We start from the raw sequence: 25,903 nt of genomic DNA on the forward strand, positions 1-25,903 counted from the left end.
GGCACGCTACCCACGCTGGGCAACTGTCGTCCCGTCATGACCGACTGCACCAGCGCGGGCGCTGGTTTTGCTCGGCCGGGCGGACATAGTTGACGGCCGATCAGTCAGCGCCGGAATGTGGTCCGGACACCACTGTTCGCGCCGGGTGTGTCGGCCGGCTACATGGACGTACGGCGGGGAGGCGGGAGAGGCTCAATTCTTGATCCAAATCGTGGCCTGAACTGAAGTTAAGGTGTGTGCATGACGGGCACAGTGCTGTGGGAACCGCCGGCCGACGTTCGCGACACCACCCGGATCGGCGCCTATCTGGGCTGGCTGGAGCGGGAGCGCGGGCTCGTGTTCGCCGACTACCCGGCGCTGTGGGAGTGGTCCGTCACCGACCTGCCGGGGTTCTGGCAGTCGATCTGGGACTACTTCGAGGTGATCAGCCACACCCCGGCGACCGCGGTGCTGCCCGACCCGACCATGCCGGGGGCGGTGTGGTTCCCGGGGGCGACCGTCAACTACGCCGAGCACGTGCTGCGGATGCCGGGAATCGGGGACGAGGATCCGGTCGTACTCGCGTACTCGCAAAGCCGGGAATCGATCACGCTGACCGCGCGGCAGCTGCGTGAGCAGGTGCGGAGCGTGCGTGCCGGGCTGAAGGCCCGGGGTGTCGGGCGCGGCGACCGGGTGGCGGCCTATGCGCCGAACATCCCGGAGACGTACGTTTTGATGCTCGCCACCACCAGCCTCGGCGCGATCTTCTCGTCGTGTGCGCCCGAGTTCGGCACCCGCAGCGTCGTCGACCGGTGGAGCCAGATCGAGCCGAAGGTGCTGGTCGCGGTGGATGGCTACCGCTACGGCGACAAGCCCCTTTCGCGGACGGCGGAAGTGACGGCGATAGTCGAGGCGATCCCGTCGATCGAGCACGTGGTGACGATCGGTTACCTCGATCCCGACGCGGGTAACTGGCAGTCACTGGCCGGCGATGACCCGATGGCGTTCGAGGCGGTGCCGTTCGATCACCCGCTGTACGTGCTGTACAGCTCCGGGACGACCGGCCTGCCCAAGCCGATCGTGCACGGCCACGGCGGCATCCTCCTCGAACACCTCAAGATCCTGGCGTTGCACCACGACCTGGGCCCGTCCGACCGGTTCTTCTGGTTCACCACCACCGGCTGGATGATGTGGAACTTCCTGGTCAGCGGCCCGGCGGTGGGCGCCTCGATCGTGCTGTTCGACGGCAATCCCGGCTATCCCGACATGTCCGCCCTGTGGGACCTGGTCGACGAGGCCGGCATCACCTATTTCGGCACGTCGGCGCCGTTCCTCATGGCCTGCCGCAAGGCCGGCTTCGAACCCCGCAAGCCCGGCCTGAAGGCCGTCGGTTCGACCGGCGCTCCGCTGCCGGCCGAGGGCTTCGACTGGGTCTACCAGGCGGTGGGCACGCAACTGCAGCTGCAATCGCTGTCCGGGGGTACGGATGTGTGCACCGGCTTCGTCGGGGCCTCCCCGCTGCACCCGGTGATCGAAGGGGTGATCGCCTGTCGGGTGCTCGGCGCGAAGGTCGAGGCGTACGACCCGGCCGGGCACCCGGTGCTCGGCGAACTCGGCGAACTGGTGATCACCGCCCCGATGCCGAGCATGCCGGTGGGCTTCTGGAACGACCCGGACGGCAAGCGCTACCGGGAGGCGTACTTCGACGTCTACCCGGGCATCTGGCGACACGGCGACTGGATCACGATCGGTGACGACGGCACCTGCGTGATCACCGGCCGATCCGACGCGACCCTGAACCGCGGCGGCGTACGGCTGGGCACGGCCGAGTTCTACTCGGTGGTGGAGAGCCTGCCCGAGATCGCCGACTCGGTGGTGGTCCACCTGGAACAGGACGACAACCCGAACGGCGAGCTGCTGCTGTTCGTCGTGCTGGCCGAGGGCCTAGAGCTGGACGACACCCTGATCAGGAAGATCCGCGGCGAGCTGCGGTCGGCCCTCTCCCCGCGGCACATCCCCGACGAGATCCACCAGGTACGGGCGGTGCCCCGCACACTCTCGGCGAAGAAGCTCGAGGTCCCGGTCAAGCGAATCCTCACCGGCACCCCGGTCGAGTCAGCGGCGGCGAAGGGCGCCCTGGCCAACCCGGAGTCGCTGGTGGCGTTCGAGCACCTGGCCCGGGAGCGCTCCGCCAACCAGGCATAACACAAATCAAGCGGCGTCGATCATCACGTTGACCTGCCGGTTCGCGGCCGGGACGCTGCTTCTTCGTGGCGATCCGATGGCGAATTCTTCCCGTGGTGCTGGTCGTGGCGGGGTGCGCACCGGCCCCGACTCCAGTTGCGGCGCCGTCCCCCGTACCCGTCTCGATCGCGCCGGCCCCGCCCAGTTCGTCGCCGCCAGTTTCGAAGCGGCCGACGGCATCGGCGTCGGCGTCGGCAAAGCCGAAGCCGACCGAAAAGCCGGTTTCGTTCTGGGGGGACACCTCCGGGATCCCCCGGGCGAAAAACGTGCTCACCGTCAAGGTGCTCAACCGCACGAACGGCGCCTATCCCGACAGCAAGGTCTACTGGACCTTCAACGGGCAGACCCACTCGATCGCCGACCAGCCCTATCTCGACATGCCGGCCAACTCGGCCGGCCGGATGTACTTCCACCTGGGCACGCCGACCAGCAAGTACAACGACTTCGTCGAGTTCACCGTCGGCCCGGACCAGTTCAACGGCAACACCACCCGGGTGGATGCCTTCGTCCTGAAGATCGCGATGCGGCTGCACGCCGCCGACGGCTTCGACCAGGAGGTGGGCGAGAGCCGCAAGGTCTTCGCCGAGTCTCGGGCCGCGACGTTCGCCCGGTTCAAGGCCGCGGTCCCCGCCGAGTTCGATCATCTGGCCCAGGGCCTGGACAAGATCCTCTCCCCCGGCGGCGACCCTTCGTTCCGGCCCGGCGGCCGGTACGCGGACTACTTCGCCACCTACACGACCGCCGCGAACAGCTCGGAGATCCTCGGCTGCGCCGGCCCGCTGTCCGGCAAGCCGGACGAGTGCGCCCAGCTCAACCGGCACGTGACAGCGGCCCAGGCCAACGATCGCGGCGCCTACTACCAGGCCGCCCCGGCCAACTTCTACGCGAAGTTCTGGCACGACAACGCCATCGACGGCCGCGCTTACGGCTTCCCCTACGACGACGTGAACGCCCAGTCCACCTACGTCTCCCACCAGAACCCGCAGTATCTGCTGGTCGCGGTCGGTTTCTAGGTCAGTAGGACGGTGGCCTTCTCTGAGTCGGCTCGGGGCTTGGTCTTTGCCGGGTCCAGGTTGGCGCACAGGATCACTGAGGCTCCTACCGCCAGTGGGGTGAAGAGCCAGTCGGCCGGGTCGGGGTAGGACCGGGTGTCGATCAGGACTCGGTCGCCGGCGCCGAAGCCCAGCTCGGCCGCTCGGACCGTGGCGTTGCGGATCACCGCCAGGTGGCTCATCTCGATCGGGCCGGCCAAGGCCCGGTCGTCGTTGCCGATGGGGGCGCCGCGGAAGTGGTCGCCGTAGTTGCGCACCTCTGTCACATAGTCGACAAAACCCGGGGGCAGATCGCGCAGCGGCATGGCCAGCGGCAGCAGGCCGGTGATCAGCCGGTCGCCGGTGGACCAGGCGAGCGCGCGATCGGCCAGTGCAGGGCTCGTGAACAGGGCATCCACCGGCTGCGGCTCGTCGCCCAGGTCGGCTGCCACGCCGGCTGCGGCGGCGCCGAGCACGATCGCGGCGGTCTGCCAGTGCGGCGGGAGCACCACCGCGATGCTGTCCCCGACGCCCAGGCCGAGGCCGTCGATCAACATGTTGGCGGTCTTCGAAACCCAGTTGTCGAGGGTTGCCCCGGACAACTCGGTCCGATCGCCCGTCGCATCGTCGTACCAGGTCAGCAACGGGGTGGTCGGGTCGCGGCGAACCGCCTCGGCCAAGGCCTGCGGGATCGTGGTCTGCACCGCACCAACGATAAGCCCGTCACTCTGCGTGACTGATCCTGAACTTGCGATGAGTTCCCGGAAACGCTTCGAATCAGGCGGTGTCGCGGTCACGTGCCCGATGCATTCCGGGCGTAGGCTTGCCAGTGGTCTGAATTACAACCTCTTTGGGAGTTGCCTCGTGACCGCCGGTCGCCCCCCGCGAGTGCTCGTCGACGCCACCAGCGTTCCCGCTGATCGAGGAGGCGTCGGCCGATACGTCGACGGCCTGCTCGGTGCCCTCGGTCAGTTGGATCCGGACAGGGTCGATCTGGCCGTCGTGGCCCAGCGTTCGGATGCGGAGCGTTACAGCCGCATGCTCGGTGACGCCGAGGTGATCGCCGGACCGGCCGCGGTCGCGCACCGGCCTGCCCGGCTCGCCTGGGAGCAGACCGGGCTGCCGCTGCTGGCTCAGCAGGTCGGCGCCAAGGTGCTGCACTCGCCGTTCTACACGTGCCCGCTGCGGGCCGGCTGCCCGGTGACGGTGACCGTGCACGACGCCACGTTCTTCACCGAGCCGGAGCACTACGACAACACCAAGCGCACTTTCTTCCGCAGCGCGATCAAGACGTCGCTGCGCCGGGCCGCCCGGGTGATCGTGCCGAGCAAGGCGACCCGCGACGAGCTGATCCGGCTGCTCGATGCCGACCCGACCCGCATCGACGTGGCCTACCACGGTGTCGATCACTCCGCCTTCCACGCGCCGACCGAGGAGGAGAAGGCCCGGGTCCGTGCCCGTCTGGGCCTGACCGACGCGGGTTATGTCGCGTTCCTCGGCGCCAAGGAACCCCGGAAGAACGTGCCCAACCTGATCCGCGGCTGGGCTCGCGCGGTAGCCGACTGGCCGCACCCGCCGGCGCTGGTGCTGGCCGGCGGCCAGGGCCACGACGACGAGATCGACCGCGCGGTGGCCGAGGTCCCGTCACACCTGCGGCTGCTCCGCCCGGGCTATCTGCGCTACGCCGACCTGCCGGGCTTCCTGGGTGGCGCGCTGGTGGCCTGCTACCCGTCGTTCGGCGAGGGGTTCGGCCTGCCGATCCTGGAGGCGATGGCTTGCGCAACACCGGTGCTGACCACGCCGCGGCTGTCCCTGCCCGAGGTGGGCGGCGACGCAGTGGCGTACACCACTGAAGACCCCGACCGCATCGCCACCGACCTGGCCGATCTGCTGCACGACGAGCAGCGCCGGCTGACGCTCGCGAAGGCCGGATTCGACCGCGCCAAAGAGTTCACCTGGGCTTCAAGTGCCGAGGTACATGTCACCACCTGGAAACGTGTCGCCGCCGCGTGACCCACTACACTTCGCCAGCATGATTGACCAACAGGGTGCGCTTTACGGCGTCGTGCTGGCCGGGGGCACCGGCACGCGTCTCTGGCCGTTGTCCCGGGCCGGCCACCCCAAGTTCCTGCACCCGCTTACCGGTACGGACGCTTCGCTGCTGCAGGCCACCGTCGACCGCCTCGACCAGCTCTCGCCGTCCGACCACGTCTTCGTGGTGACCGGGGTGGCGCACGCCGCCGCCGTGTCCCGCCAGCTCGCCGAGGTTCCCGACGAGAACGTGCTGATCGAGCCGTCGCCGCGGGACTCGTGCGCGGCGATCGCCCTGGCCGCGGCGGTGATCGCCCGGCGCGAGCCCGAGGCGATCATGGGCGCGTTCGCCTCGGACCACCTGATCGCCGACAAGGACCAGTTCTCGGCGGTCATCCGGCAGGCGATGGGCGGCGCCCAGCAGGGCCTGCTGATGACGCTCGGCATCACCCCGACCCGCCCGGAGACCGGCTACGGCTACCTGGAGTGCGGCAGCGTGGTCGGCGACGGCCCGGTGCTGGCCGTGCAGGAATTCAAGGAGAAGCCGTCGTACGACGTGGCGGAAAGCTACGTGAAGTCCGGCAACTACCTGTGGAACGCCGGCATGTTCGTCTGGCGGGTCGACGTGTTCCTGGCCGAGCTGTCCCGTCAGCAGCCGCAGCTCGCGGCCGGCATCTCGCGCATCGCCCAGGCCTGGGACTCGCCGTCCCGGGAGGACGTGCTCGGTGAGGTGTGGCCGACGCTGCCGCGCATCTCGGTCGACTACGCCGTGATGGAGGGTGCCGCCACGGTGGGCCGGGTCGGCACGGTCACCGGCGACTTCGGCTGGAACGACGTCGGCGACTTCCACACGCTCGGTGCGGTGCTCGCCTCCGATCAGGCCGGCAACGTCGTGGTCGGCCGCGATGGGGCCGACAAGTCGGGCGTGCTGCTGCGCGAGACCGAAAACCTCGTGGTGGTGCCCACCGCCGGCCGTCTGGTCGCCGCGCTGGGCGTGCGCGACCTGGTCATCGTGGACACTCCGGACGCGGTGCTGGTCTGCCCGCGCGACCGCGCCCAGGAGGTCAAGCAGCTGGTCGACGCCTTGAAGGACTCGGGCGAACACAGCTACATCTGAGTCGAGGCCACCGGGGCGGATGAAGTTCTCACCCGTCCCGGTGGTGATTAGTACAGATGATCGAAAAATGTAGTATCGTCACCGCATGGCTTCCCCCGTGCAGGAGCTCTCCGTCCGCCAGCAGCAGATCCTGACGATGATCCGGGAGTGGATCGGCCGCAAGGGCTATCCGCCCACGATGCGCGAGATCGCCGCCGCAGTCGGCCTGGCTTCCCCCTCCTCGGTGGCCCACCAGCTGGATCGCCTCGAGGAACTCGGTTACATCCGCCGCGACGCCCGCGGCTCCCGCGCGGTCGACATCCGCTCCTCCGAGCCGGCGACCCTGCGCGAGGAAGACATCCGCGTCCCGCTGGTCGGCTCGATCGCGGCCGGCACGCCGATCACCGCCGACGAGCAGGTCGAGGAAGAGTTGACCCTGCCGCAGAGCCTGGTCGGCCACGGCACCCTGTTCGCCCTGCGGGTCAAGGGCGACTCGATGATCGACGCCGCGATCTGCGACGGCGACCTGGTCGTGGTCCGCCAGCAGCCGACCGCGGAAAACGGCGACATCGTGGCCGCGATGATCGAGGGCGAGGCCACCGTCAAGGTGCTGCGCACCGAGGGCCATCGCATCGACCTGGTGCCGCGCAACCCGGCCTACGACGTGATCCCCGGCCACAACGCGGTGATCCTCGGCAAGGTGGTCAGCGTCCTGCGCCGCGTGTGAGTGAACGTTCCCTGAACCCTCGGCACGATCGTCCACTGGCGACTCCGGCGGCCCAATAATGCGGTCATAGAGTTCTGGTGGAGTGTCGCGCTCGCGACCCTGGGTGTGGTCGTCCCCGGGATCGCGGCACTGTATGAGTTCGTCGTCAAAGGCCGGAAGCGCCTCGGCTATCGGGTCCAGATGGACACGACCGCCAGCAACGTCGTCAAGACGGAACACGACGGCCCGTTCGCCCAGCTGATGGTGAGCAACCGCAAGCTGGAAGACCCGACCATCGTGCTGCTGCGCATCGAGAACAACGGTGCCACCAACATCGACGAGGGCGATTACTCCCGCTCGCACGCCGACGACACCGGCATCACCATCACCTTCACCGATCGCCACGTGGTCGGCGCGGTGATCACCGAGGTCAGCGACACCAACATGAGTTCCAGCTTCCAGAACGGCGGCGGTTTCACCGTCAAGGAAACCGTGCTGGAACTGCCGAAGGTCCCGATGAACCGCGGCGAGCACTACAAGGTGCTCTGCGCCCTGGAACGGGCCGACGGTGGTGCGGGCGCCCGGCAATATCCACCGCCCCATGTGGAATGCACGATCAAGGGCGGCGTTGGCGGCGGCGGCCGCATTCAAGAGACAAAAAGCCGCACGGGTACGCCGAAACGGGTGCTGGCACTTATCGGCTTCCTGGTCGCGATCGTCGTCGCCCAGCTGGTCATCTTCGCGTCGAGCGGCGACAGCGCGCCCCTCGACTGTGCCACCGGCCAGGTCCGGCTCACCGGTTCCACCGCGTTCGAGCCGGTCGCGCGGGAGGCCGCGAAGTCGTACCAGGATCTGTGCCCTGGCTCGTCGTTCGCCTTTGAATTCCGCGGCAGCGGCGAAGGCCTGCAGACGCTCGACCAGGCCGGCCCCGACGTGATCGCGTTCTCGGACGGCGAGAAGCCGAGCGGCCTGCCCCGCCTGCTGCCCCGGCCGATCGCGTTCTTCCTGTTCACCCTGGTGGTCAACGGCGACGCCGGCGTCCAGGACCTGACCCTGGACCAGATCAAGCAGATCTACTCGGGCAAGATCGCCAACTGGCAGGAGATCGGCGGCAACGACGTGCCGATCCGCCTGATCAGCCGAAACCCGGGTTCCGGCACGCGGGCCGCGTTCCAGCGCCGGGTTCTGGCCGGCGCACGCGAGCCGGGCAGCAACTCCGACGACTGCCGCTCCCTCGACCCGGGCTCCCCGGCCGGCGTGGTCCGCTGCGCCCGGGACACGACCGAAACGGTGCTACGCACGGTGGCGGCAACGCCGGGCGCGATGGGTTACAGCGAACTGGGCGCGGCCGCGGACCGTAAGGGCCTGGTCTCCATCCGGATCAACGGCCACCCCGCGACGGTCGCCGACGCCGACCACGGCACGTACCCGTTCTGGGAAACCGAATTCGGCTACACGTACGGCGAGCCCGCCGCGAACTCGGTGGCGGCCAGCTTCCTGCGCTACCTGACCAACCAGACCGGAGCCGACATCATCCGCTCCCACGGCGACCGCCCCTGCGCCGAACTGGCCAACCCCCAGCTATGCCGCCCCACCTGACCTACCCGGGGATAAGCTGATCGGCCGCCGGATGAAACGACCACCACGTGTCGCGACGGTGTTTGATCACCACGCCGTTCAGCCGGGAAAGTAGAAGTACGTCGCCGTTCAAGACCAAAGCAGCGTCCTGGTCGGCGGCGACGAGGACCCGTTGGACAACGGCCAGGACGTGATCGGTCGCGGTTGGGCGATCGGCCTCTTTGTCGAGGCGGAACGCGACCACCACGTAAGTCTCCGGTTCCCATTCCCATCCGCCGTCGTCGGTCATTACGTCGAGGTAGGCGTTTTCTCCCGATGTGACCACGACCTCGAAGCCGTATTTCTCGTCAAGGTTGGCGGCGAGAAAGGGCACTGTTCCGGTGGGGCGATCGGCCAACGCAGGGAATGCCCACTGCGCCACCACCTCGACCGGCGGATTCCCGGCGAGGTACAGGTTGTAGTCGATCGCCACAGTGCACGCTCTCAATCTGTTCCGCGGGGCAGGTCGATCTGGATGATGTCGCCGCTGCGCGTGACGACCTTAAGCTCCTTGAGGCCCGGGATCGGCCAGTCTTCGAACTGCCTCCGGAGGGCGCCCATATCGCCGGACCAGTCTGCCAGGTTGACCACCGCGCGCTGAGTCTGTCGCAGGAGAACAACCTTCTCCTTGACCTGCGAATGAATGCCGCGGACGTTCTTGTCCGGCTTGGTGGGCGAGTAGCAGTCAAAGACTCGGCCCTCGATGAGATAGTCCGGCTTCGACCGCGGGTTGCCGCTGTCACCGCTGGTTTGACGCGCCGCGGCAATCTCCTCTGGGGTCGGATTTTGGTGCACCTGATAGCCGTGTTCAGCCAGGATTACGGCGGCCGCGTTCTCCAACTCGATAGATCGCTGGACCTCGGCATCGTCGCCCCGCTTCGGACGCGTCAGACGGCCGGTCAGCCTGCCGCCGCTCTCCGCCGCTTGCCGCGTGACGAGGTGATCTGCTCGCTGCCCGGGTCGGCCTGCGCGGAGGAGTTCGCCCAGGTCCTCGTGGGCGGCCCGGACGCTTTCGGCCTCCGGGCGGGTGCGCCTCGGCCGCCTCGGCGGGCCTTCGTCGTGGGCGCGGCTCTTCGGGGACATGGTCAGCCGTCGAGTAGCCGGGTCAGGTTTCGGAGGCTGGCGGCAGCCGAGCGCAGCGCGCCGAGCCGGCGGCTCTTCCAGTCGCGCAGATAGTCGTCCGGGTCAAGCACATCCACTCGCGCGAAACTACCAATCGTGAGCAATGCCCAGACGTTCCGTGAGGGCCGGCGCGGGCATCGGGTGGGCGAAGTGGTAACCCTGGCCCTGGTCGCAGCCCAGGTCTCGCAGCAGGCGTTCCTGGTCTTGGGTTTCGATGCCCTCGGCGGTGACCGTCATGCCGAGCGCGTGGCACAGGCCGATGGTGTGTCGCAGCACCTCCGTTACCGCCGGTGCGCCGGCGTCGGTGATGAACTCGGCGGCCAGCTTCGCGTTCGTGACCGGGAGCCAGGACAGGGTGGCCAGGCTCGAGTAGCCGGTGCCGAAATCGTCTAGCGCCAGGCGTACGCCCAGGTCGGTCAGTTGCGGCAGGGCCGCATAGCCGTCGGTTAGCGCGGCGCTCTCGGTGATCTCCAATTGGAGGTTGCCGGCCGGCAGGCCGGACCGATGCAGGATGTCGGCCACGTCGGCGGCGAGCGTCGGCTCGCCGAGCTGAAGCGGCGAGAGGTTGACGCTGATCAGCAGGTCGTGGCCGGCCCGCCGCCACCGCGCGCCCTGGCGACAGGCCTGTTCGAGCAGGTAGCGGCCGAGCGGGCGGATCATGCCGGTGTGTTCGGCGAGGGTGATGAAGTCGGCCGGCCGGAGCAGCGCCTCGGGTCGCTGCCAGCGGGCCAGCGCCTCGACGCCGATGATCACGCCGTCGGTGAGGCGGTAGAGGGGCTGGTAGTGGGCAAGGAATTCGGCGTTCGCCAAGGCGGATGGCATCGCGGCGGCGAGGCGGTGGCGCCGGCGCTCGGCCTCGGCCCGGCCGGTTTCGAAGACGGCGTGGTCGCGGCGGTCGTGGCGGGCCCAGCCGAGCGCGAGCCGGGCGTCGCGCAGCCAGTGGTCGGGGTCGGCGCCGGCCGCGCGGGCCTCGACGAGGCCGGCCGTCGCGTCGATGCGCAACGCGTGGCCGTCGAGCGGGAACGGCGCCTGCAGGGCGCGGCGGCACCGGTCGGCCAGCTTGATCACGTCGTCGGTGTCGGTGACGTCGACGACCAGGGCGAACTGGTCGACGTCGAGATGGGCCAGGAAGTGGTCGCCGGTCAGCCGGTGCGCGACGGCGGTCAGCAGCTTGGCGGCGTTGTCGTGGCCGAGGGTGTCGGCGAGTTCCGCGTACCGGTCGATGCTCAGCAGGCAGAAGCCGATCCGGCCGGTGGTGCAGCCGGCCAGGTGCCGGCGCAGGTGCTGGGCGTTGGGCAGGCCGGTGATCGGGTCGTGCAGTAGCGCGTCCTGCAGCCGCTGTTGCAGGTCGGTCTGCACCCGCCGCCAATGGATCTTCTCGGAACGGTTCATCTGTTCGGCGGCGCCGACCGCCGCGTCGCGCTGGGCGGTGACGAACCCGGTCACCAGCGTCTCCAGCAGGGCGTGCACCCGGGCCGGGTCACCGTCCACGAAGGAGGGCAACCGCTCGGCGAGCAGCCGCACGGTCATCCCGATCACCGGCGGCGAGGACATCCGCAGGTCGACCAGCTCGGCGCCGATGCGCTGGCCGACGGCCGGATCGAACGGCTCGGCGCGCACCGCCGCCACCAGTTCCTCGAGCAGTTCCCGCAGGGCGGCATGAGCCCGTGCCCGCACCCCGGGAACGAAACCGGAGCGTGTCACCCCACGTAACCACTCCCGAGAGAGAGCGGTCATGTCCATGCCGCCTCCCCAGCGCCTCAACGGTGAATGGCTGCCGCATTATGCCCATTCACGCATGCTGTGGGCCATTCGAACTGTTTGGGCGAACCATCAAGATCGTCACTCTTCGCCGCGGTTAGCGTTCACACCGCCCACCGAGGGTTACGACTCGCATTTTGTGTAAGAAACGGCAAACCGCTCACCGCTTGCGGGCGACCGCCACGAGCGCCGTCGGCTGCGGCGGATCGTCCGCCTCATCCGGATCGGGATGCCAGTCGGCCGCGCCCACCACGCCGGGCGGCACGATCTCGAAGTCCGACCCGATCAGCGCGGTCAATTCCTCGGCATCGCGGATCACCACCGGAGTGGGCGTGCGTTCATACAATTTCCGGGCGCGTTCCTGCCGTTCCCGGCCCTCCGCGGTGACCTCCGGGCCGAGGTGCGAGACCACCAGATAGCTGCCCGAAACCATCGCGTCGCCGAGTCGCTTCATGATGCCGGCCGGGTCGGCCGAGTCCGGCACGAAATGCAGGACGGCGACGGTCAGCACCGCGACCGGCTCGGCGAAATCGAGCAGCTGCAACACATCCGGGTGATAGAGAATCGCCTCCGGATCGCGCAGATCTCCCTCGATCACCCGGGCATAGGGGTTGCCGCTGAGCAGGCTGCGGCTCTGCTGGACGGCGATGGGATCAATATCGACATACATCACCCGGGCCGCCGGATTGGCCTCCTGCGCCACCTCGTGCACATTTCCGAGCGTCGGAATGCCCGACCCGATGTCCAGGAACTGCCGCACCCCGGAATCGGCGAGCCACCGCACCGCCCGGCCGAGGAACGCCCGATTGGTCCGGGCGACCAGCCCGGCCTCCGGAAAAGCGGCCTCGGCCCGATGCCAGAATTCCCGGTCCACCGCGAAGTTGTGCACCCCGCCCAGCGCGTAGTCGTAGACCCGCGACGCATCCGGGACGGTGATATCGACACCCTCCGGCACCCACCCGTAAGCCATGGACCCATTCAAGTCGGCAAATTGCCGCAGGACCAGATCAAAGCCGAAGATCATGTCGTAGCCGGGTGCCGATAACTGACCGTCGCTCACGCCGAGGCCGGGCCGGGGCCCAGCTAAGGCTGGCCCTGGCCCTTCATTCTGCGTGCGTGGCCGACCGGCCCAGTGGGTCGGGGACCAGGCCCAGCACCATCAGGTCGGCGGTCAGGTCGATCAGGCGGTCCTCGGTGATGCCCGGGGCCGGCTGCAGCGCGATGCGGAGGCAGGCGTTGAGCGCCACGCCCATCGCCAGGTGGATGCGGGCCTCCGCCTCGGCCGGGTCGAGTGACGGGGCGTGCACCGCGACGAAGATGCGAGTCACCTGGGCCAGCTGGCGTTCCACCTCGGGCAGGATGTTGCCGTGCGCGCCGAGCGGCGCCTCGTCGATCATCGCGGCGGTGATCGCCCGGTGCCGCTGCAGCGACCCGACCAGCACGGCCAGCACGTGCCGGACGCCGTCGCGGGCCGGCATCGCCACCGCGTCGGTCAGCGCCCCGGTCAGTTCGCCGAGCACGTCGGCCGAGCTGCGGGCGCGCAGCTCCTCGATCAGCTCGTTCTTGTCGGCGAAGTAGCGGTAGAGCGAGCCGACGCTGACCCCGGCCTGCTCGGCGACCCGGTTGGTGCTCAGCCCGGCGTAACCGCGCTCCTCCAAAACCTGAGCAGTGGCGGCGAGGATGCGGTCGATCATGTCGCGCGAACGCCGCTGCTGCGGTGTCTTCCTGCTGCTCTGTGCCGTCATGGGTCGAGGCCAAAACACGAGTAGAAGCCGAGCATCTACTCACTTTATCGTCGAGGTATGACCACGCCCACCCGTTTCGCCGCCGACAAACGGTGGAGTGAGAAGGCCGCCCGCCCGCTGCGGATCTTCGCGGGTCCGGGCGCCCGGCCGACCGAGGACGAACTGGCTGCCCTGCGTGCCGGGCTGACCCGCCGCGACGAGCCGGCCGCCGCGCTGGTCACCGCCGTACGGGAAACGCCCGGCCTGGCCATCCGGGACCTGCACCGGGCGCTCGCGGCCGGGCCCACCGCCGAGGCCGCGGAGCCGATCCGCACCTTCTTCGACGTCGTCACCAAGCGACCCGACTGGGTCGACGACCGGCTACTGGCCCGCGGGGCCGAGGCCTGCCGTGCCTTCGGGATGGACGCCGGCCTGGTCCTGGCCTACGGCTCGCTGCTCGGCGGTTACCGCACGGCGGCCGCCCTCGAACCGCTGGTCCGCACCGGCCGGCTGACCGGCGGCGAGACCCTGCGCCGGATCAAGGAGACGTCGATCTGGTGGCGGGCGGTGACCGCGCCCGGCGGGCTGGCCCCCGATAGCGAGGGCTTCCGCCTGTCGATCCACGTGCGGGTGATGCACGCCCTGGTCAACGCGCAGCTGGAGGCCGACCCGGAGTGGGACTGGTCCGGCCGGGGCGTGCCGATCAACCAGTACGACCAGGCCAGCACCCTGGGCGTGTTCAGCACCAGCTTCCTGATGCACCTGCGCCTGCTCGGCGTACGCGTCTCCGGCCCGGACGCGGCCGCGGTGATGCACCTGTGGTCGTACGTCGGCTGGTTGATGGGCGTCGACGACGCCTGGCTCCCGCACACCGAGCGGGCCGGCCGCCGCCTGCTGTACCACTTCCTGGCCAACGACCCACCGCCCGACGCCAACTCGACCGCCCTGGCCAAGGCCCTGATCGAGATGACCGACGACCGGTTCGAGCGGGAGCGGGCCCTCTCGGTCAGCACCTGGCTGCTGGGCCGGCGGGCCATGCACGACCTGGGTCTCCCCTACCGCCTCCCGTGGTACGGCCTGACCCGGGTCGGCGCCAACCTGGTGGTCAGCCAGGGCCTGGGCCGGCTGCCCGGCGGCCGGAAGCGCCTGCTCGCCCGGGGCGAGCGGCAGGCGAAGGCCCAGTTCGCGCGCTGGGGCGAGATCCTGCCGGCCTGACTTGGTTTCACTAAAGGTGCGAGACGGTTAGCCGATAGGCCGCACTGAGTCGATCAGACTGAGTTCGGTGAGGAGGACGGCCATGGCCACCGTTGCACTGTCGGTGCTGTTCGCCGTCGCGATCCTGATCGCCACGTTCCTTACCGGTCTCGCCTGGCGGCGACGGCACGAGGGTGCCGGGTTCGCCGCCATCGCGGCGATCGCGGCCGGCGCGACCTGGTGGTCACTGGCCACCGTCGTGCCGTTGTACAGCCGAGATCCGACCACCGTGATGATCGCCATCTCGCTGCTGTATCCCGGCGTCTACCTGGTGGTGGGCGGCTGGTGGGCGACCTCCCGGGCGCTGACCAACCGGTTCTGGCGGCTGGACCGGCGCAGTCTGCTGCTGCTGAGCATCGAACCGGTGCTGGCCACCATCGCGATCGCCACCAACCCCTGGCATCACCTGTTCATCGAACAGATCCAGCCGACCGCGATCAACGGCGCCTACGCCGCGACGTTCGGCCCGCTGTTCTGGGCCCACACGGTCTACTGCTACATCCTGGTCGTGGTCTCGGCCGTGACGGTGTTCCGGATGTACATCCGGCAGACCGGCCGCTACCGCGGCTACCTGCTCGCGATCATCGCGCTCTTCCCGGCGTCGGTGATCAACCTGACCGGCATCCTGGCCGGTGGGCGCCTGATCGACCTCACCGCCTGCGGCTTCGCGTTGAGCGCCCCGACCATGTACTGGGTGGCCCGGCACTCCACGCCGGCACTCGCCCCGGTGGTGCACCGCGAGGTCTTCCAGAACATGACCGACCCGGTGGTGGTCGTCGACCCGGCCCACCGGCTGGTCGAGGCCAACCCGGCCGCCGCCGGCCTCCTGGCCCGGGTCGGGATCGAGACCGACGACGTGGCCCGCAACATCGAGCTGCTGCTGGCCCAGCTGCCGGAGAACGCCGAGGGCGACTACGTCCTGCGCAACGTGCGCGGCATCGGCATCGACCTCAGCGTCCGGGTGAGCCCGCTGATCAGCCGCAACGGTGAGCCGGCCGGTTCCATCCTGGTCGCGCACGACATCACCGAGCAGATCCGGCAGACCGAGCAGCTGCGCAACCAGCTCGCGACCATCGAGGCGCTGCGGGCCAGCCTGGCCGAGCAGGCCGCCAGCGACTACCTGACCGGCCTCTACAACCGCCGGCACCTGATGACCGAGCTCAGCGCGGCCCTCGAGCGCGAGGCCGAGTTCGCCTTCGTGCTGCTGGACATCGACTTCTTCAAGAAGATCAACGATGGGTACGGCCACAACACCGGCGACGACGTCCTGGTCCACATCGCGAGCCGGTTGAGCAGTTCGCTGCGCCCCGGCGACGTGGCCGCCCGGTACGGCGGCGAGGAGTTCGCGCTGCTGCTGCACGGCATGTCCGCCGCCGAGGCGGTCGCCTGGGTGGACCGCCTGCGGCAAACGGTCGCGGCGCAGCCGTTGCCGGTCAACGGGGTCGAGGTCGCGGTGACCTTCAGCGCCGGGGTGGCCGTCGGCAACGGTTACCGCTGCCCGGTGAGCCTGATCGACGACGCCGACCAGGCCCTCTACGCGGCCAAGGCGAACGGACGGAACCGGGTGGAACAGGCCACCCGGCACCTCACTCCTACGGCGCCGCCTTCGCGGTAAGCCGTTCGGCCGCGGCGATGACCGCCTCCGGCGTAGGCCCGGTTCCCGGTGCGTGCAGGCTGCCTTCCAGGTCGTACGCGACCTCGGCGTGCTCGACCACGTCGATGCCGGCGGCCTCCTTCTCCGCCGAGAGGCGGAAGCCGATCGTCTTCTGAATGACGAACGCGATCACCAGGGTGACCACGAACGAGAAGCCGAGCACCGAGAAGGCCGCCACCGCCTGCTTCCCGAGCAGGCCGAAACCACCGCCGTAGAACAGTGTTGCCCGTAGATGTCAGCGGTGCGGCGCGACCGTATCCGGGAAGGCGATCACCGACAGGAAGCGGATCGGCAGCTCGACCAGGTCGGCCGGCCCGTGCGCGCCCTCGCCGTCCATCTGCAGCGAATCGCCCGGGGTGAGCCGGTGGATCGCCCGGCCGTGGGCGTAATCCATCACGCCCTCCAGCATGTAGATGAACTCGGTGCCGGGATGCTGGAACAGTGGGTAGGTGCGGCTCTTCACGGTCAGCGTGACGTGCAGGCACTCCAGCCGGCGGTGTTCCCCGCGCAGCGAGCCGAGCAGGTGGTACTCGTGGCCGGCCTGGGAACCGTCGCGGACGATGGCGGTGCCGCCGCCGGCCGGGACGAACGCCGACGGCCGTTCCCGGTCGGCGCCCCGGAACAGGCTGGTGACCGGCACGTCGAGGCCCTCGGCCAGCGCGCCCAGGGTGCCCAGGCTGCACGAGGTCTGGGCGTTCTCGATCTTCGAGAGCATGGCCTTGGAGATGCCGACCCGGATGGCCAGCTCGGCCACCGTCAGGCCGTACTGATTACGCAGCTCGCGGACGTTGCGGCCGATCGCCACCTCCAGCTCGAGGCCGCCGAGCGGCTCGTCGGCACCCCGCTCGCGAGCGGTGCCGGTGTCGTTGCGCAGGAGAGGGCCGTCAGTCACTCCGTCACCCTAAGCGGAATCGTTCAGCCGGTTCGGCCAGCCCCATCGCGGAGTCGGCGATGATCGCGCCGAGCAGCGGGGCGAACTTGGCGCCGTGCCCGGAACATGGGGACGCCACGGTGAGCGGGCCCCGGGTGTCGATGACGAAGTCCTCGGTCGGGGTCATCGTGAACACGCAGGTGGCCTCAGCGTACGGCTCGGGGATCAGGCCGGGCAGGTGCCGCTCGACGTACGCGATGATCCGCCGCCGGTTGGCCGGGTCGATGACGCCGTCGTTGAACGCGGCGGTCGGGATCTCGTGGCCACCGAAGTACTCGGCGACCTTGTGCCCGCGGTGCTCGGCGTCCCGGCCACCCGGCAGCCCGTACGTCTGGATGCCGGTTCCCTTGTGGATGAACGACGGCCAGTCCGGGCCCTGCTCGCGATAGGGGAAGTGGTACGCCTGCTCCTGGCGGATCCGCAACTGAGGGAGGCCTGGGAAGAGCTCCGGCAGCCAGCCGCCGGCCGCCAGGACCACGTGGTCGGCGATAACTGACCGGCCGTCCCCCGAGCGGACCGTGCTGCCCTCGACCGCGGTGACCGTCCAGTTCTCGTGCACCGTCGCGCCGGCCTTGCGGGCCAGGTCGGTCATCGCGAGCACCGCCGCCGCCGCGTCGACCACACCGGCGTCCGGGTGCCAGAGGGCCGGCCCGCCGGTGTGAATTCCGGGCCAGCGTGACGACACCGAGGCCGCGGAAAGCAGCTCGTGCTCGACACCGATCCCGGTCAGGACCGCCGCCAGCTGCTCGGGCCGCCGGGTCGCACCGAAGTCGAGCGACCCGGTGCACCGGAAGAACGTCTCGCCGGTCGCGTCCTCGAGCTCGGCCCAGTGCTCCCGGGCCTGCGCGACGAGCCGCGCGTAGAACGGGTCCGCGTACGCGTACCGGAAAATGCGGGCCGATCCGTGCGAGCTGCCCTGCGGATTGGCGGGCGAAGCCCGCTCCAGGAGGGTGACCTCCGCGCCGCGCTGGGCCAGCCGCCAGGCCGTCGCCGACCCGGCCAGGCCGGCCCCGACGACGGCGACCCTCATCGGGTGCTCCCGGGGATCCAGTCGGTGCCGGCCAGCGGCACCCGGGCCATCGCGGCCGCCTCGATGGTGACCGCGACCAGGTCCTCCGGTTCCAGGTGGGTGACGTGCGACTTGCCGCAGGCGCGCGCGATCGTCTGCGCCTCCATGGTGAGAACCCGCAGGTAGTTGGCGAGCCGGCGGCCGCCCTCGACCGGGTCGAGCCGGGCCGCCAGCACCGGGTCCTGGGTGGTGATCCCGGCCGGGTCGCGGCCGTCCTGGAAGTCGTCGTAGAAGCCGGCGGCCGAGCCGAGCGCCTCGTAGTCGGCGGCGTAACGGGGGTCGTTGTCGCCCAGCGCGATCAGCGCGGCGGTGCCGATGGCGACCGCGTCCGCGCCCAAGGCCAAGGCCTTGGCCACGTCGGCGCCGGTCCGGATGCCGCCGGAGACGATCAGCTGTACGCCCTTGGCGCCCTGCCGGTGCACACCCAGCTCCTGCAGCGCCTGCACGGCCTGGGGCAACGCGGCGAGGGTGGGGATGCCGACGTTCTCGATGAAGACTTCCTGGGTGGCGGCGGTGCCACCCTGCATGCCGTCGACCACCACGACGTCGGCGCCGGCGTGCACGGCCAGCTTGACGTCGTAGTAGGTGCGGGAGGCGCCGACCTTGACGTAGATCGGCTTCTCCCAGTCGGTGATCTCGCGCAGCTCCTGGATCTTGATGGTGAGGTCGTCCGGGCCGGTCCAGTCCGGATGCCGGCTGGCACTGCGCTGGTCGATGCCCTGCGGCAGAGTGCGCATCTCGGCGACCCTCTTACTTATTTTTTGACCAAGGAGCATGCCGCCGCCGCCCGGCTTGGCGCCCTGGCCCAGGACGATCTCGATGGCGTCGGCCCGGCGCAGGTCGTCGGGGTTCATCCCGTAGCGCGACGGCAGATATTGGTAGACCAGGTGCTTGGACTGGCCGCGCTCTTCCGGGGTCATCCCGCCGTCGCCGGTGGTGGTGGACGTGCCCACGTCGGACGCACCCCGGCCGAGCGCCTCCTTGGCCTGGGCGGACAGGGCCCCGAAGCTCATCCCGGCGATCGTGACGGGGATGTCGAGATAAAGCGGGTATGAAGCGTTCCGGCCGCCCAGCACCACGTCGGTGCCGCACGCCTCGCGGTAACCCTCGAGCGGGTACCGGGACATGCTCGCGCCGAGGAACAGCAGGTCGTCGAAGTGCGGCAGGGCCCGCTTGGCCCCCCAGCCGCGGATGTCGTAGACGCCGGTCGCGGCCGCCCGCTGGATGGCCTGGATGGTGTTCCGGTCGAACGTGGCGGACTCTCTCATCAGTACTCATTCCCTGCGTGGAAGTGGTACAGCTGCCGCGCGGAGCCGTAGCGGGTGTAGTCGGCGGGGTCGTCGTCGTAGCCGGCTTTCGCCAGCAGCGAACGCAGCTCGGCGTGGTGCTCGTCGCGCATGTCCTTGGCGATGCAGTCGGCGCCGAGCGAGGCCACCTTGCCGCGCACGTACAGCCGGGCCTCGTAGATCGAGTCGCCGAGCGCCTCGCCCGCGTCGCCGCGCACCACGAGCCGGCCCGCTTGCGCCATGAAGGCGCTCATGTGGCCGATGCTGCCGCCGACCACGATGTCGACGCCCTTCATCGAGATGCCGCAGCGGGCGGCCGCGTCGCCGGTGATGACGAGCAGGCCGCCGTGCGCGGTGGCGCCGGCCGACTGGGAGGCGTTGCCGTTGACCCGCACCGATCCGCTCATCATGTTCTCGGCCACCCCGACCCCGGCGTTGCCGTTGATCACGACGTCGGCGAGCTGGTTCATCCCGGCCGCGTAATAGCCGCAGTGCCCCTCGATGCTCACTTGCAGCGGCGCGTTCAGGCCGACCGCGACGCTGTGCTTACCGTTCGGCTCGGTGATCGTCACCGAGCCTGCGTCCAAGCGGTGCAGGGTGCGGTTCACACCCTTGTCCATGACGATCGTCATCGAGTCCATGCGTAGATCCGTTCCGGCTCGGGTTCGTAGATGCGCGCCTGCTCGATGCCGGGCAGCCCGACCAGCGCCCGGTACTCCGAGGCCATCGCGACCCACGCGTCGGTCTCGGCGATCACGGCCGGCTTGCAGGCGATCGCGTCGCGGACGACGGCGAACGAGTCCCGGTTGGAGACCAGCAGCGTGTAGAAGCCGTCGAACTCGGCGCACAGGCTCTTCAGCGCGCTCTCGATGTCACGCCCGTCGGCCAGGGCCGACGCGACGTAGCGGGCCCCGACCTCGGTGTCGTTCTCGCTGTCGAAGACCACCCCGCGGGCCGTCAGGTGCCGGCGGATGGTCGCATGGTTGGCAAAAGATCCATTGTGTACGAGGCACTGGTCCGGCCCGACGGCATAGGGGTGCGCGCCCTCCGGGGTGACCGCGGACTCCGTCGCCATCCGGGTGTGCCCGACACCCTGCCAGCCCTGGGCCTTCGCCAGGCCGAAGGTCGCGGCCAGCTCACGCGGGTGCCCCACACCTTTCAGCACGGTCAGCTCCTCGCCGAAGCCGGCGATCAGCGCGTCCGGGAGCTGGGCTCTTATCGCGGCGACGAGGGCGTCGACCGGGACCGGAGCATGCACCACGTGCGTCTCACCGAGGGAAATCACGGTGACGTCCGGCAGATCCGGCACCGCGCCGATCACGGTTACCGTGGCATGCCCGGGCGGCGACCACACCGGATCGCCGTACACCGCGACGCCGGCCGAGTCGGCGCCCCGCTCGGACATCTCGCACAGCATGCCGGTCAGCAGCTCGCCGAGGCGCGGATAGAGGGCGGGGTCTCTCAGGTGGAGACCGACGATTCCGCACATGTCATTTCCTTTCAGAACGCCTGCAGGTACTGGTCGATCTCCCAGGACGACACGGCGCTGTGCCAGGCGAAGAACTCGGACCGTTTGAGCTCGGCGAAGTAATCGGCGACCCCGCCGCCGACCGCGTCCAGCACCCCGGTCAGCAGGTCGTCGGCCTCGAACGCCTGCACCGCGTCAAGCAGTGTCAGCGGCAGCGGATCGCCCTTGGCCTCGCCCGCGCCGGGCCGGCCCGGATCCAGCGAACGGGCGATGCCGTCCAGGCCCGCCCCGAGGGCGCCGGCGATGGCCAGGTACGGGTTGGCCGAACCGTCCCCACCGCGCAGCTCGACTCGCTGGTCGTCGGGGACCCGGATGTAGTGGGTGCGGTCGTTGCCGCCATAGGTGGCGTGCTTCGGCGACCAGGACGCACCGGACGCGGTGGAGACGGCCCCGGTCCGCTTGTACGAGTTGACCGTCGGCGCGAGCAGCGCCTGCAGCGCACAGGCGTGCTCCAGCACCCCGGCGACGAACGCGTACGCGGTCGGCGACAGCCCCAGGCCCCGGTCGTCCTCGCCGGCCGGGAAGACCTTCGCTTCCGACGAGACGGCGGTCAACGACATGTGCAGGTGCAGGCCGGTCCCGGTGCGATCGGCGAACGGCTTGGGCATGAAGGTCGCCGTCATCCCGCGCTGCTCGGCCAGCATGGTCAGCAGGTACCGCAGGGCGATCACCCGGTCGGCCGTGGTGAGCGCGTCGGCGTACGCGAAGTTCTGCTCGAACTGCCCGTTGCCGTCCTCGTGGTCGTTGGCGTAGTTGCCCCAGCCGAGCTCGTTCATCGCCGTCGACACGACGGTCAGATGCTCGTACATCCGGGTCACGCCGCGCGCGTCGTAGCAGGGCTGCGCCGCGACGTCGAGGGAGTCGGCCGGCCGCAGTCCACCCTTACCGTCCCGCTCGACCAGGAAGTACTCCACCTCGGCGCCGACCCAGGCCTGGTAGCCGGCCCCCTCGGCCTGGCGGATCAGGGCCTTGAGGATGTTGCGGGGGGCGAACTTCCACGGTTCGCCGTTGACGTGCGGGTCGCAGTGCACGATCGCGAGGCCGGGCTTGAGGAACGGCACCGGCGTGAACGAGGCCGGGTCGGGGATCGCCATCAGGTCGGGGTCGCGGGGTTGCTGTCCGATCGCGCCGACCGCGTACCCGGCGAAGCCGACCCCCTCGGTGGCCAGGGTTTCGACCGCCTCGACCGGAACGAGCTTCGCGCAGGGCTTGCCGCGCAGATCGACGAAGAGCGCCAGGATGAAGCGGACGTTCGCGGCTTCGGCGAGCCGTCCGAGTTCGGATGCCGGTGACACGTGACCTCCCCCAGATTGATTCTGCACAAGAAACTGTGTTTCACAAGAGTGAACACAGGCCCTGTTACAGGGAGAGGCACCGTTCGTTACAGGCGGGCCACGACCACCCAGCACATCGCGTCGGCCACGCTGGTCTTCGGCGGGTTGACCGGATCGGGCCGCCACTCGACGCTGGAGACCAGGCCCGGCTCGACCAACTCCAGGCCGTCGACGAACTCCTCGATCTCGGCCCGCGACCGGGCCCGATAGACGCCCTGCTTGCCGGTGGCCATCATGGCGGTGACCGCCTGCCGGGTCGCCTCCGGCAGGGTGTCGAAGGTGCCGTGCACGATCACCAGATAGCTCCCCGGCGCCAGCGCCTCGCGCAGCTGCCGGACCGCGGCCGCGGCCTGTTCGTCGTCGTCGATCAGGTGCAGCACGCTGGCCAGCAGCACCACCACCGGCCGGCTCAGGTCGAGCACCTCGGTGACCACGTCGCCGGCCAGCAGCTCACCGACCTTGCGCAGGTCGCCCGGCTGGAACTCGGCCCGGCCGGCCGGCTTGCTCATCACCGTGCCGCGGTGGTGCACCGCGACCAGCGGATCGTTGTCGGCATAGACCACCCGGGTGGCCGGATCGACCCGCTGGGCGACCTCGTGCACGTTGGGCGAGAGCGGCTGGCCCGCGCCGATGTCCAGGATCTGGCGCACCCCGGTCTCGGCGACCAGGTGCCGCACGACCCGCATCACGACGGCCCGGCCCTCCCGGGCGGCGTCGATCATGTTGGGCAGCACGGTCAGCACGGTTTTGGTGGACGCCCGCTCGACCCCGGTGTGGTCTTTCCCGCCGACCCACTCGTTGTAGCGGCGCGAGGTGTTCAGCGCGCTGATATCCGGATTTTCCGACAAGCGAACACCTCGCGGGGGCGGCGACGGACCGACAGTGGCCACTGTAGCCATTCACGCCCGGCTGGGCTGACCCTCGATCAGTGGATCGGAAGGGTTACCGAAACTGTGTTCTCGCCGGGAACGAGCGGCACCTTCCACGCCGTCGCGGTGATGCCGGGTGGCACGGTCACCTGGATTTCGGCGGTGTCGCCGGCGCGGTGCCAGGCGACGGCGAGCCGGCCGTACGGGGTGCCGACGTGGGCCCGCACCGAGTCGACGCCGATCGCCAGATCGGGCTCGATCACGGCGGTGCGGTAACCGGGTGAGGTCGGCTGGATCCCGGCCACCCGGCGGTACAACCAGTCGTCGACGCAACCGAACGCGTAGTGGTTGAGCGACCCCGCGCGGACGGTCCCGTCCGGCGCGATCGCGTCCCAGGACTCCCAGATCGTGGTAGCCCCGCGGTCGACCTCGTAGAGCCAGGACGGCATCTCGGACTGCCAGAGCACGCGCCGGGCCAGCTCGGGGTATCCGTTGTCCCAGAGCGCGTCGAGTAGATAAGGCACCGAGAGGAACCCGGTGTCCAGCCGATGGCCCCGGGCCTCGACCAGGGCGGCCAGCCGGGCCGCGGCGGCCGCCCGCAGCGGGCCGGGAATCATCCCGAAGGCCAGAGCCAGGGCGTACGGCCCCTGCAGGTCCACCGGCAGTCGCCCGTCGGCCGAGACGTGCGCGGCGGCGAACTCGGCCCGCACCCCGTCGGCCCGGCGTTCGAGCTGGTCGGCCAGCGTGTAGCGGCCCAGGGCCCGGGCCGCCAGCGCGGTCACGGTCAGCGTCCGGGCCTGGAACATCGGCGCGACCAGTGCGCCGGTCAGGGCGGGCGCGATGCCGATCGCCTCGTGGATCGGCCGGCCCTCCAGGGTGCTCGGCGTGAGCCAGTCCCCGAAGCCGGACCCGGGCTGCGGGGCATCTACCCAGGCCAGCATCGCGTCCAGGTTCTCCTCGAGCACCCGCCGATCGCCGGTGCGCTCGTAGAGCGTCCACGGGACCAGGGCGATCGCGTCACTCCAGCCGGCGGCGGCGACGATCGCGCCGATCCCGGTGGCCGCGGCGGCCGACTCGGCGTCGTACGGGGAGTACGGCGACATGATCGGCACCCGGCCGTCCGGCAGCTGGTCGGCCCGCAGGTTGGTCAGCCAGCGGCTGAGGAACGGCACGACCTGCGCGTTGTTGGTGGCCGCCGGCGCGAAGACCTGGATGTCACCGGTCCAGCCGGCCCGCTCGCGTTGCGGGCAGTCGGTCGGCACCGACAGGAAGTTGGCCCGCTGGCTCCACACCACGTTGCGGTGCAGCCGGTCGAGGCGGGGGTCCGAGGTCTCGAAGGATCCGGTCCACTCCAGGTCGCTGCCGAGCACCACCGCGACGACGTCGTCGAGCGCGGGTGCGGACGGCAGGCCGTGGATGCGGGTGTAGCGGAACCCGTGGAAGGTGAAGACCGGCTCGTACGTCTCGGAGCCGGGCAAGCCGGCCGCGACGTACACATCGGTCTGCTCCTTGTTTATGCCTTTGATGTTGTCGAACCAGGTGCCGTCCGGCTGCAGCGTCTCGGTGTGCGACAGGGTCACGACCTGGCCGGATCGCGGCTCGCGGACGGTGAGCCGGATCCGGCCGGCCAGCACCTGGCCGAAGTCGACGATCCAGCCGGTCTCGGCGTCCCCGGTGACATGCAGTGCGGGCAGTTCGAGGATCCGGCGCACCGGTTCGCCGGTGAACGGGCGCAGCATCGCGGTGTTCTCGCCGGTCAGTGCGACCGGCGTCCAACCGGTCGGCTCGACGCGCCGGTCGAAGTGCTCGCCGACGAACAGATCCGCGTAGGCCCACGGCCCGGTCGCACTCTCCACATCGGAGCCGGAGCAGACCAGCTCGGTGCGGCCGTCGGCATGGTCGAGGTGCAGTTGCCAGGTCGCGCTGGTCTCGGCGCCGAACTGGGCGCTCGATCCGCTGATCCCGATCCGGCCGGCCCACCAGCCGTCGGCGAGCGCGAACCCGAGCTCGTTCTCGCCGGCGGTGAGCAGGTCGGTGACGTCGTAGCACTGCACCGAGACCCGGTGCCGGTAGCTGTCGAATCCGGGGGCGAGCACCTCATCGCCGGCGTCCTGCCCGTTGACCTGCGCGGTGTAGATGCCGTGCGCGGTCGCGTAGAGGCGGGCCCGGGTCACTTCGGCCTGGACCTGGAAGCGCTGGCGCAGCAGCTGCACCGGGCGCAGCCGCTCCTCGACCGGTGTCGCCGGGCGCCGGCCGGTGATCCAGTCGACGAGCGTCCAGCGTTCCATCGCGGTGGGTTCCTGCTTCGGGCCGATCCATGCGGCGTGCCAGTCGGCCGGGCCGAGCAGCCCGGTCTCGAAGGTGGAGGCGGCCCACTCGCTCGGTTCGCCGGCGCCGTCCAGCCAGGCCCGGACCTGCCAGCGGTACACCTGGTTCGAGTCGAGCGGCCCGCCCGCGTACTCCACCGCGGGGAGATCGCCCGCGACCCGCCCGCTGCGCCAGGCCGGCCGCCCGTCGCCGCGGTCGACGGCGACCTCGAAGGCGTCCAGAACCCCGGTGGCCAGCCAGCTGAAACACGGCTGGTGCACGCCGACCCCGATCGGCGCGCGCTGGTATTCGACGCGAAGGTCGTAACACCGCTGCTCAGGCATGGCGTGCTCCGTTCTG

At 69.9% G+C, this 25,903-nt stretch carries 23 protein-coding genes; 8 read left to right on the plus strand and 15 right to left on the minus strand.

Annotated features, from left to right (window positions below):
• Window positions 1–240: 240 nt before the first annotated feature.
• Together Ate02nite_RS09680 and Ate02nite_RS09685 are read left to right on the plus strand one after the other, a co-directional pair.
• On the plus strand, window positions 241–2,184 hold the full coding sequence (locus tag Ate02nite_RS09680) for an acetoacetate--CoA ligase (RefSeq protein WP_203802407.1): 1,944 nt from the start codon (window positions 241–243) through the stop codon (window positions 2,182–2,184).
• Between the two features lie 305 nt (window positions 2,185–2,489).
• Window positions 2,490–3,236 (plus strand): glycoside hydrolase family 64 protein, encoded by a 747-nt coding sequence (locus Ate02nite_RS09685; protein WP_239147266.1) that lies wholly within the window; start codon window positions 2,490–2,492, stop codon window positions 3,234–3,236.
• Here the strand turns inward: Ate02nite_RS09685 and Ate02nite_RS09690 are convergent.
• A complete protein-coding gene (locus tag Ate02nite_RS09690) occupies window positions 3,233–3,958 on the minus strand; it encodes a TIGR03089 family protein (RefSeq protein WP_203802414.1) in 726 nt (241 codons plus the stop codon). The genes Ate02nite_RS09685 and Ate02nite_RS09690 overlap by 4 nt on opposite strands.
• A gap of 160 nt (window positions 3,959–4,118) precedes the next feature.
• On the opposite strand from Ate02nite_RS09690, the gene Ate02nite_RS09695 reads away from it, so the two are divergent.
• From Ate02nite_RS09695 to Ate02nite_RS09710, 4 genes are all read left to right on the plus strand, one after another.
• Window positions 4,119–5,267, plus strand: a complete 1,149-nt coding sequence (locus Ate02nite_RS09695) for a glycosyltransferase family 4 protein (protein ID WP_203802417.1) — start codon at window positions 4,119–4,121, stop codon at window positions 5,265–5,267.
• Window positions 5,268–5,286: 19 nt separating this feature from the next.
• A complete protein-coding gene (locus Ate02nite_RS09700; RefSeq protein WP_203802420.1) occupies window positions 5,287–6,402 on the plus strand; it encodes a mannose-1-phosphate guanylyltransferase in 1,116 nt (371 codons plus the stop codon).
• Between the two features lie 85 nt (window positions 6,403–6,487).
• Window positions 6,488–7,108, plus strand: a complete 621-nt coding sequence (lexA, locus tag Ate02nite_RS09705) for a transcriptional repressor LexA (protein WP_203802423.1) — start codon at window positions 6,488–6,490, stop codon at window positions 7,106–7,108.
• Window positions 7,109–7,288: 180 nt separating this feature from the next.
• Window positions 7,289–8,686, plus strand: a complete 1,398-nt coding sequence (locus Ate02nite_RS09710) for a PstS family phosphate ABC transporter substrate-binding protein (protein ID WP_239147267.1) — start codon at window positions 7,289–7,291, stop codon at window positions 8,684–8,686.
• A 1-nt stretch (window position 8,687) separates the two neighbouring features.
• Here Ate02nite_RS09710 and Ate02nite_RS09715 read toward each other — a convergent pair whose 3' ends face one another.
• The 5 genes from Ate02nite_RS09715 to Ate02nite_RS09735 form a co-directional block, all read right to left on the minus strand.
• Window positions 8,688–9,137 (minus strand): SitI3 family protein, encoded by a 450-nt coding sequence (locus Ate02nite_RS09715; protein WP_203802442.1) that lies wholly within the window; start codon window positions 9,135–9,137, stop codon window positions 8,688–8,690.
• An 11-nt stretch (window positions 9,138–9,148) separates the two neighbouring features.
• Window positions 9,149–9,595, minus strand: coding sequence for a CdiA C-terminal domain-containing protein (locus Ate02nite_RS09720; protein WP_239147292.1), 447 nt, complete (start codon window positions 9,593–9,595; stop codon window positions 9,149–9,151).
• 318 nt (window positions 9,596–9,913) lie between these two features.
• Complete coding sequence (locus Ate02nite_RS09725; protein ID WP_203802448.1) at window positions 9,914–11,503, minus strand: putative bifunctional diguanylate cyclase/phosphodiesterase; 1,590 nt, start codon at window positions 11,501–11,503, stop codon at window positions 9,914–9,916.
• Between the two features lie 244 nt (window positions 11,504–11,747).
• Entirely contained in the window at window positions 11,748–12,557 is an 810-nt protein-coding gene (locus Ate02nite_RS09730; RefSeq protein ID WP_203802450.1) for an SAM-dependent methyltransferase, read from the minus strand.
• A gap of 133 nt (window positions 12,558–12,690) precedes the next feature.
• Window positions 12,691–13,332: a TetR/AcrR family transcriptional regulator gene (locus Ate02nite_RS09735; RefSeq protein ID WP_203802453.1), complete on the minus strand. Its 642-nt coding sequence runs from the start codon at window positions 13,330–13,332 to the stop codon at window positions 12,691–12,693.
• Window positions 13,333–13,389: 57 nt separating this feature from the next.
• Here Ate02nite_RS09735 and Ate02nite_RS09740 point away from each other — a divergent pair, with 57 nt between their 5' ends.
• Both Ate02nite_RS09740 and Ate02nite_RS09745 read left to right on the plus strand, forming a co-directional pair.
• Window positions 13,390–14,526 carry an oxygenase MpaB family protein gene (locus Ate02nite_RS09740; RefSeq protein ID WP_203802456.1) on the plus strand — a complete coding sequence of 379 codons (1,137 nt, stop codon included), beginning with the start codon at window positions 13,390–13,392 and terminating at the stop codon, window positions 14,524–14,526.
• Window positions 14,527–14,608: 82 nt separating this feature from the next.
• On the plus strand, window positions 14,609–16,180 hold the full coding sequence (locus tag Ate02nite_RS09745; RefSeq protein ID WP_203802469.1) for a GGDEF domain-containing protein: 1,572 nt from the start codon (window positions 14,609–14,611) through the stop codon (window positions 16,178–16,180).
• On the opposite strand, the gene Ate02nite_RS09750 is transcribed toward Ate02nite_RS09745, so the two are convergent.
• From Ate02nite_RS09750 to Ate02nite_RS09790, 9 genes are all read right to left on the minus strand, one after another.
• Window positions 16,158–16,439 carry an ammonium transporter gene (locus Ate02nite_RS09750; RefSeq protein ID WP_203803387.1) on the minus strand — a complete coding sequence of 94 codons (282 nt, stop codon included), beginning with the start codon at window positions 16,437–16,439 and terminating at the stop codon, window positions 16,158–16,160. The two genes, Ate02nite_RS09745 and Ate02nite_RS09750, sit on opposite strands and share 23 nt — an antisense overlap.
• A 15-nt stretch (window positions 16,440–16,454) precedes the next feature.
• Window positions 16,455–17,111: a helix-turn-helix domain-containing protein gene (locus Ate02nite_RS09755; protein WP_203802472.1), complete on the minus strand. Its 657-nt coding sequence runs from the start codon at window positions 17,109–17,111 to the stop codon at window positions 16,455–16,457.
• A gap of 4 nt (window positions 17,112–17,115) precedes the next feature.
• On the minus strand, window positions 17,116–18,180 hold the full coding sequence (locus Ate02nite_RS09760) for an FAD-dependent oxidoreductase (protein WP_203802474.1): 1,065 nt from the start codon (window positions 18,178–18,180) through the stop codon (window positions 17,116–17,118).
• A complete protein-coding gene (locus tag Ate02nite_RS09765; RefSeq protein WP_203802477.1) occupies window positions 18,177–19,487 on the minus strand; it encodes an FMN-binding glutamate synthase family protein in 1,311 nt (436 codons plus the stop codon). The genes Ate02nite_RS09760 and Ate02nite_RS09765 overlap by 4 nt, the downstream gene beginning before the upstream one ends.
• Window positions 19,487–20,146 carry a protein glxC gene (locus tag Ate02nite_RS09770; RefSeq protein ID WP_203802480.1) on the minus strand — a complete coding sequence of 220 codons (660 nt, stop codon included), beginning with the start codon at window positions 20,144–20,146 and terminating at the stop codon, window positions 19,487–19,489. The genes Ate02nite_RS09765 and Ate02nite_RS09770 overlap by 1 nt, the downstream gene beginning before the upstream one ends.
• Window positions 20,134–20,994, minus strand: a complete 861-nt coding sequence (locus tag Ate02nite_RS09775) for a class II glutamine amidotransferase domain-containing protein (RefSeq protein WP_203802483.1) — start codon at window positions 20,992–20,994, stop codon at window positions 20,134–20,136. The genes Ate02nite_RS09770 and Ate02nite_RS09775 overlap by 13 nt, the downstream gene beginning before the upstream one ends.
• 11 nt (window positions 20,995–21,005) lie before the next feature.
• Complete coding sequence (gene glnT, locus Ate02nite_RS09780) at window positions 21,006–22,328, minus strand: type III glutamate--ammonia ligase (RefSeq protein WP_203802485.1); 1,323 nt, start codon at window positions 22,326–22,328, stop codon at window positions 21,006–21,008.
• Window positions 22,329–22,414: 86 nt separating this feature from the next.
• Window positions 22,415–23,215, minus strand: coding sequence for an SAM-dependent methyltransferase (locus Ate02nite_RS09785; protein ID WP_203802488.1), 801 nt, complete (start codon window positions 23,213–23,215; stop codon window positions 22,415–22,417).
• Window positions 23,216–23,292: 77 nt separating this feature from the next.
• Window positions 23,293–25,887, minus strand: a complete 2,595-nt coding sequence (locus tag Ate02nite_RS09790; protein ID WP_203802505.1) for an alpha-L-rhamnosidase — start codon at window positions 25,885–25,887, stop codon at window positions 23,293–23,295.
• Between the last annotated feature and the right edge of the window lie 16 nt (window positions 25,888–25,903).

The organism is Paractinoplanes tereljensis (assembly GCF_016862435.1).
Classification (GTDB): Bacteria; Actinomycetota; Actinomycetes; order Mycobacteriales; family Micromonosporaceae; genus Actinoplanes; species Actinoplanes tereljensis.

Excerpts from the sequence above, each read along its gene's own strand:
- Ate02nite_RS09680 (WP_203802407.1), top strand. The coding sequence starts at position 241 with ATGACGGGCACAGTGCTGTGGGAACCGCCGGCCGACGTTCGCGACACC.
- Ate02nite_RS09700 (WP_203802420.1), top strand. The coding sequence starts at position 5,287 with ATGATTGACCAACAGGGTGCGCTTTACGGCGTCGTGCTGGCCGGGGGC.
- lexA (WP_203802423.1), top strand. The coding sequence starts at position 6,488 with ATGGCTTCCCCCGTGCAGGAGCTCTCCGTCCGCCAGCAGCAGATCCTG.
- Ate02nite_RS09710 (WP_239147267.1), top strand. The coding sequence starts at position 7,289 with ATGGACACGACCGCCAGCAACGTCGTCAAGACGGAACACGACGGCCCG.
- Ate02nite_RS09730 (WP_203802450.1), bottom strand. The coding sequence starts at position 12,557 with ATGGCTTACGGGTGGGTGCCGGAGGGTGTCGATATCACCGTCCCGGAT.
- Ate02nite_RS09735 (WP_203802453.1), bottom strand. The coding sequence starts at position 13,332 with ATGACGGCACAGAGCAGCAGGAAGACACCGCAGCAGCGGCGTTCGCGC.
- Ate02nite_RS09740 (WP_203802456.1), top strand. The coding sequence starts at position 13,390 with ATGACCACGCCCACCCGTTTCGCCGCCGACAAACGGTGGAGTGAGAAG.
- Ate02nite_RS09745 (WP_203802469.1), top strand. The coding sequence starts at position 14,609 with ATGGCCACCGTTGCACTGTCGGTGCTGTTCGCCGTCGCGATCCTGATC.
- Ate02nite_RS09760 (WP_203802474.1), bottom strand. The coding sequence starts at position 18,180 with ATGAGGGTCGCCGTCGTCGGGGCCGGCCTGGCCGGGTCGGCGACGGCC.
- Ate02nite_RS09765 (WP_203802477.1), bottom strand. The coding sequence starts at position 19,487 with ATGAGAGAGTCCGCCACGTTCGACCGGAACACCATCCAGGCCATCCAG.
- Ate02nite_RS09770 (WP_203802480.1), bottom strand. The coding sequence starts at position 20,146 with ATGGACTCGATGACGATCGTCATGGACAAGGGTGTGAACCGCACCCTG.
- Ate02nite_RS09775 (WP_203802483.1), bottom strand. The coding sequence starts at position 20,994 with ATGTGCGGAATCGTCGGTCTCCACCTGAGAGACCCCGCCCTCTATCCG.
- Ate02nite_RS09790 (WP_203802505.1), bottom strand. The coding sequence starts at position 25,887 with ATGCCTGAGCAGCGGTGTTACGACCTTCGCGTCGAATACCAGCGCGCG.